This is a genomic window from Novosphingobium sp. B-7 (assembly GCF_000410615.1).
GTDB classification, from domain to species: domain Bacteria; phylum Pseudomonadota; class Alphaproteobacteria; order Sphingomonadales; family Sphingomonadaceae; genus Novosphingobium; species Novosphingobium capsulatum.
In genome coordinates this window covers 1-4,322 of record NZ_KE148507.1, presented here as the reverse complement: position 1 = coordinate 4,322, position 4,322 = coordinate 1, and the positions used below count along the sequence as shown (strand labels likewise).

The window sequence follows — 4,322 nt, the reverse complement described above, 5'->3', positions numbered from 1 at the left end:
CCGCAAGGGGGCACGCCCTGGGTGCGGCCCAGCCACGAGGCGATCCAGGAAGCGAGCGCCCATCCCTTTGCCCTCAACGTGGCACGGGCGCGCCTGACCCAAGGCTTTGTCGATGCCGGGCTTGGCTTTGAAACCGCGCCGGATGCTGCCTCGCCGTGGCGTCGCTTTGTCACGCTGGGCATGCGCTATCGCGTGCAGGGGCGCCAGGCGCGGGCGTTTGCCAGCCTGGCGGGCTCGACCGACGAACTGGAGGCCGTGGGCGTGCGGCGCAACCGCTTGAGCGCCAGCCTGGCGGCCGGCGTCGAGTATCAGATGGCGCCGGGCGCCACGCTGTTCCTCACCGGTTCGGGCGAGCTGGGCGCGCCGAGCAATGGCGGCAGCGCCACGGCGGGGCTGCGCTTCCGGCTGTGATCCCCGGCGCTCAGGACAGGCGGCGAACCGCCTCGTCCTGGGCGATCAGGGGCAGCAGGGCGTTCATGTCCGGCCCGTGGTCCATGCCGGTCAGCGCCTGGCGCAGCGGCAGGAACAGGGCCTTGCCCTTGCGGCCGGTGCTGTCTTTGAGCGCGGCAGTAAGCGCGGGCCAGGGATTGGCCCAATCGAGCGCGGCGGCAACCTGCGCGGCTTGAGACAGGAAGGCGCGGGTCTCTTCATCGAACGCCGGCGAGGCAATCGGCCCCTGGATCACCTGCCACCAATCGGCCGCTTCGCCGATGTGGGCCAGGTTGGGGCGGATCGCTTCCCACGCCGCCGCGCCCATGCCGGCGGGCAGCAGGGCAGCGACGCGGTCATAGGGCAGGCGATGGACCACGGCGGCGTTGACGCGTTGCAGTTCCGCCTCGTCAAACCGGGCTGGCGCGCGGCCGAAATGGGCGAGATTGAAACTGGCGGCGAGGTCTGCCGCGTCGAGCGCCGGATCGACCGGATCGGACGTGCCGAGGCGGGCGAGCAGGGCAACCAGGGCTTCGGGCTCGATCCCCGCTTCCCGCAAGTCGGCCACGCCGAGCGAGCCCAGGCGCTTGGACAGCTTGCCCTCGCTGCCGGTCAGCAGCGCTTCGTGGGCAAAGCGCGGGGGCTGGACGCCAAGCGCCAGGAACATCTGCACTTGCGTGGCAGTGTTCGACACGTGGTCTTCGCCGCGCAGCACATCGGTTACGCCCATTTCAATATCGTCGATCGCGCTGGGCAGCATATAGAGCCACGAGCCATCGGCGCGGCGCACCACCGGATCGGACATCTGGCGCGGATCGAAATGCTGGGGCCCGCGAATGCCATCGTCCCAGGTGATCGGGGTGTCGTGATCGAGCATGAAGCGCCAGTGCGGCTTGTCGCCGGCAGCGGCGCGGGCGGCGTGGTCGGCCTCGGTCAGGGCAAGGGCGGCGCGGTCATAGATCGGCGGCAATCCGCGGCCGAGCAGGATCTTGCGTTTCAGATCAAGTTCCTGCGCGGTTTCATAGCAGCGATAGAGCCGGCCTTGCGCGATCAGCCGCTCGAACGCCGCCTCGTAGATGGCAAAGCGCGCAGACTGGCGCTCTTCGCGCTCGGGATGGAGGCCAAGCCAGGCAAGATCAGCGCGGATCGCCTCGACATGCTCCTCGCGGCTGCGCGCCGCATCGGTATCGTCGATGCGCAGCAGGAAGCGCCCACCATGCTTTTGCGCCAGCAACCAGTTGTGCAGCGCGGTGCGGATGTTGCCGACATGCAGGCGGCCGGTGGGCGAGGGCGCAAAGCGGGTAACCACAGTCATGGCGCGCGCTATAGCGTGATTGGCGGCCAAGGCCAGCCGGGGACTTATCCGAACAGGCGCGGCGCCAGCTGGGCAACCTCGGCATCGGTCATTTCGATGTGGAACACATCGGCGAGGGTGCGCTGCCAGGCGGCTGCATCGGGAAGTTCGCTGACGTCGCGCCCATGCGCAGTCTGTACCGTCATCTGGCGGTCGAGCAGCGAGGCAAAGCCCTGCGGCTGCACGATCGAGACGATGCAGGCCTGTGTAAAGCGCGATTCCGGCCGGGTGGCGACCCAGTGGTTGGCCATGGCCAGGTCCAGCGCAGCCACTTCTGTGGTGTCGAAGCTGTATTGCGCCTCCCACGTGGTGCCGTCCTGGCTGCGTTCCACCTCCCATTCGCCGCGCAGCGAGCCGGGCGCGCGGGCGCGGCGCAAGCGGTGGCGATAACCATCAGCAGCCAGCGCGCTAGCGCCATCGGCCAGGGGCATGGGCGGGACATAGGACGAACCGAAACCGGCATCGGCCAGCCACTGCTCGCCGGCCAGTGTCACCAGGCTGAACGTGTGGGTGCGCGGTGGCACCACGCCGGGCAAGACGCGCAACCATACCCGTGCCAGCAGCGGCCGCGTGGGCATGCCCATGGTGGCCAGCATCGCCCCGAACAGGCGATTATGTTCAAAGCAATAGCCGCCGCGTGGCCGATCGACCAGTTTGCCCCGGATATCGGCCGGTTCCAGGCCGATGCCCCGGCCCAGCATCACGTCAAGATTTTCAAACCCGATCGCCTGGCGATGGGCGCGCTGCACCTGTTCGAGGCCCTGCGGCGTGGCAGCGGGGGCGGCGGCAAGGCCGATGCGGGCGAGATAGCTGGGCAGATCGCAGATCATGCGCCGCCACTTAACGGCTATGGCCTACAAGGCAATCACCAGATCGCGGGTGATCTGGTCTACGCTGGTGCAGCCGCATTGCGCCATGGCCAGTTCGAATCCGGTGCGCAGGATGTGCAGCATATGCGCCACGCCGGCCATGCCGCCCACCGCCAGGGCATGGTATTGCGGCGCGCCGACCAGCACCGCCCGGGCGCCCAGCGCCATGGCCTTGAGCACATCGGCGCCGCTGCGGATACCTCCATCGAACAGCAGCGGATAGTCGGCGCCCAGTGCGGCATGCATCGCCGGCAGCAGCATCAGCGCGGGCGCCACGCCATCGAGCACGCGCCCGGCATGGTTGGAGACGATTACCCCGTCGGCCCCGGCATCGCGGGCGCGCAGCGCGTCATCGGGGTGAAGCAGGCCCTTGACCACCAAAGGCAACGTGGTTTCGCGGCGTAGCCAGGCCAGGGTGTCCCAGGTTGGAGCCTGCGCGGCGAGCGCGCTGCCGAATACCAGCTGGCCGCTGTGGGCATGGGTGTGATGACGCGGCGGCGCCTGCCCGGCAAGATTGGCTGCCTCCACGCCGGGCGGCAGCGTAAATTCGGCACGCTTGATGGCGGCATCCACCGTTACCACCAAGGCGCCATAGCCGGCTGCCTCGGCCCGGCGCACCAGGGCGAGCGTGTCTGCCGGTTCGGGCTGGACATAGAGCTGGAACCAGGCGGGCGGCGGCGCGGGGCGCTGCAATTCCCTGGCCGCATCGAGCAGGGCCTGGACGATCGTTTCCAGCGCCACGCTCGACAAGGTGCTGGTCACCAGCGCGGTGTCGAGCGCGGCGGCGGCCTGGGCCGTGGCGATTTCTCCCTGGGCATGGGCCAGCCGCTGATAGGCCACCGGGGCGAGCAGGATCGGCGCGGCGTGGGCCTGGCCGAACAGCATGGTGCCGGTGCTGCCGCCGTTGAGCAGGCGCAGCATGCGCGGCACCAGGCCCCAGCGCGCCAGGGCGGCACGGTTGGCATCTGTGTGGCCCTGCTGGATATGTGCCCAGGTAGCCGGATCGATGAGTGCGGCGGCGTGCCGCTTGTAATCATCGAGCGTGACGATGTCGGCCGGCAGGGGCAAGCCGGTCATGGCTGCGACCAGCGGCGCAGCAGATTGTGATAGACGCCGGTGAGCGCCGCGACCGAGGGATGATCGGGCTGGTCGGCGGCAAGGGCCTGGATCGCCTGGTCCATCTCGAACAGGCTGCGGCGGTCGGCCTCGGCCGGGACCAGGCTTTGCGTCCAGAAGAACGCGGCCAGGCGTGCGCCGCGCGTCACCGGGGTGACGTGGTGGTGGCTGGTGCCGGGATAGAGCACCATGTCACCCGCGGCGAGCTTTACCCGGTGCGCGCCATAGCTGTCTTCCACCACCAGTTCGCCGCCATCGTATTCGTGCGGATCGGACAGGAACAGCGTGCTGGAAATGTCGGTGCGCACATAGGTGTCGGTGCCGGGCAGGCGGAACAGGGCGTTGTCGATGTGGCTGCCGTAAGTGCCGCCGCCTTCATAGCGGTTGAAACGCGGCGGCAGCACGCGCAGCGGCAGCGCGGCGGCGATGAACAGCGGCGTTTGGCCGAGCCGTTCGAGAATGCGCTGGCCCAGCGCGGAGCCCACCGCGCTGTCGAGCGGCAATTGCAGGTTGGCCTTGGCCCGCGCGGCGAGATGGCCGGCGGTGGCGCGGCC

The 4,322-nt window shown here is 69.2% G+C and carries 5 protein-coding genes; 1 reads left to right on the top strand and 4 read right to left on the bottom strand.

Features of this window, described 5'->3' with window-relative positions; translation table 11 throughout:
• On the top strand, nucleotides 1–411 hold a 411-nt coding region (locus tag H926_RS34345), incomplete at its 5' end, for an autotransporter outer membrane beta-barrel domain-containing protein (RefSeq protein ID WP_202804792.1).
• A 10-nt stretch (nucleotides 412–421) separates the two neighbouring features.
• On the opposite strand, the gene gltX is transcribed toward H926_RS34345, so the two are convergent.
• The 4 genes from gltX to H926_RS0122805 form a co-directional block, all read right to left on the bottom strand.
• The gene (gene gltX / locus H926_RS0122820; RefSeq protein WP_022678305.1) at nucleotides 422–1,744 is read right to left on the bottom strand and encodes a glutamate--tRNA ligase; all 1,323 of its coding nucleotides are present in this window, start codon (nucleotides 1,742–1,744) and stop codon (nucleotides 422–424) included.
• 44 nt (nucleotides 1,745–1,788) lie between these two features.
• Nucleotides 1,789–2,613, bottom strand: coding sequence for an arylamine N-acetyltransferase (locus tag H926_RS0122815; RefSeq protein ID WP_022678304.1), 825 nt, complete (start codon nucleotides 2,611–2,613; stop codon nucleotides 1,789–1,791).
• Between the two features lie 24 nt (nucleotides 2,614–2,637).
• Nucleotides 2,638–3,729 (bottom strand): alpha-hydroxy acid oxidase, encoded by a 1,092-nt coding sequence (locus H926_RS0122810; protein WP_022678303.1) that lies wholly within the window; start codon nucleotides 3,727–3,729, stop codon nucleotides 2,638–2,640.
• Nucleotides 3,726–4,322: Fe2+-dependent dioxygenase (locus H926_RS0122805; RefSeq protein WP_022678302.1), on the bottom strand; the 597-nt coding region annotated here is incomplete at its 5' end. The genes H926_RS0122805 and H926_RS0122810, both read right to left, overlap by 4 nt.

Coding starts and splice junctions, on each gene's coding strand:
- H926_RS0122815 (WP_022678304.1), bottom strand. CDS start 2,613: ATGATCTGCGATCTGCCCAGCTATCTCGCCCGCATCGGCCTTGCCGCC.
- H926_RS0122810 (WP_022678303.1), bottom strand. CDS start 3,729: ATGACCGGCTTGCCCCTGCCGGCCGACATCGTCACGCTCGATGATTAC.
- gltX (WP_022678305.1), bottom strand. CDS start 1,744: ATGACTGTGGTTACCCGCTTTGCGCCCTCGCCCACCGGCCGCCTGCAT.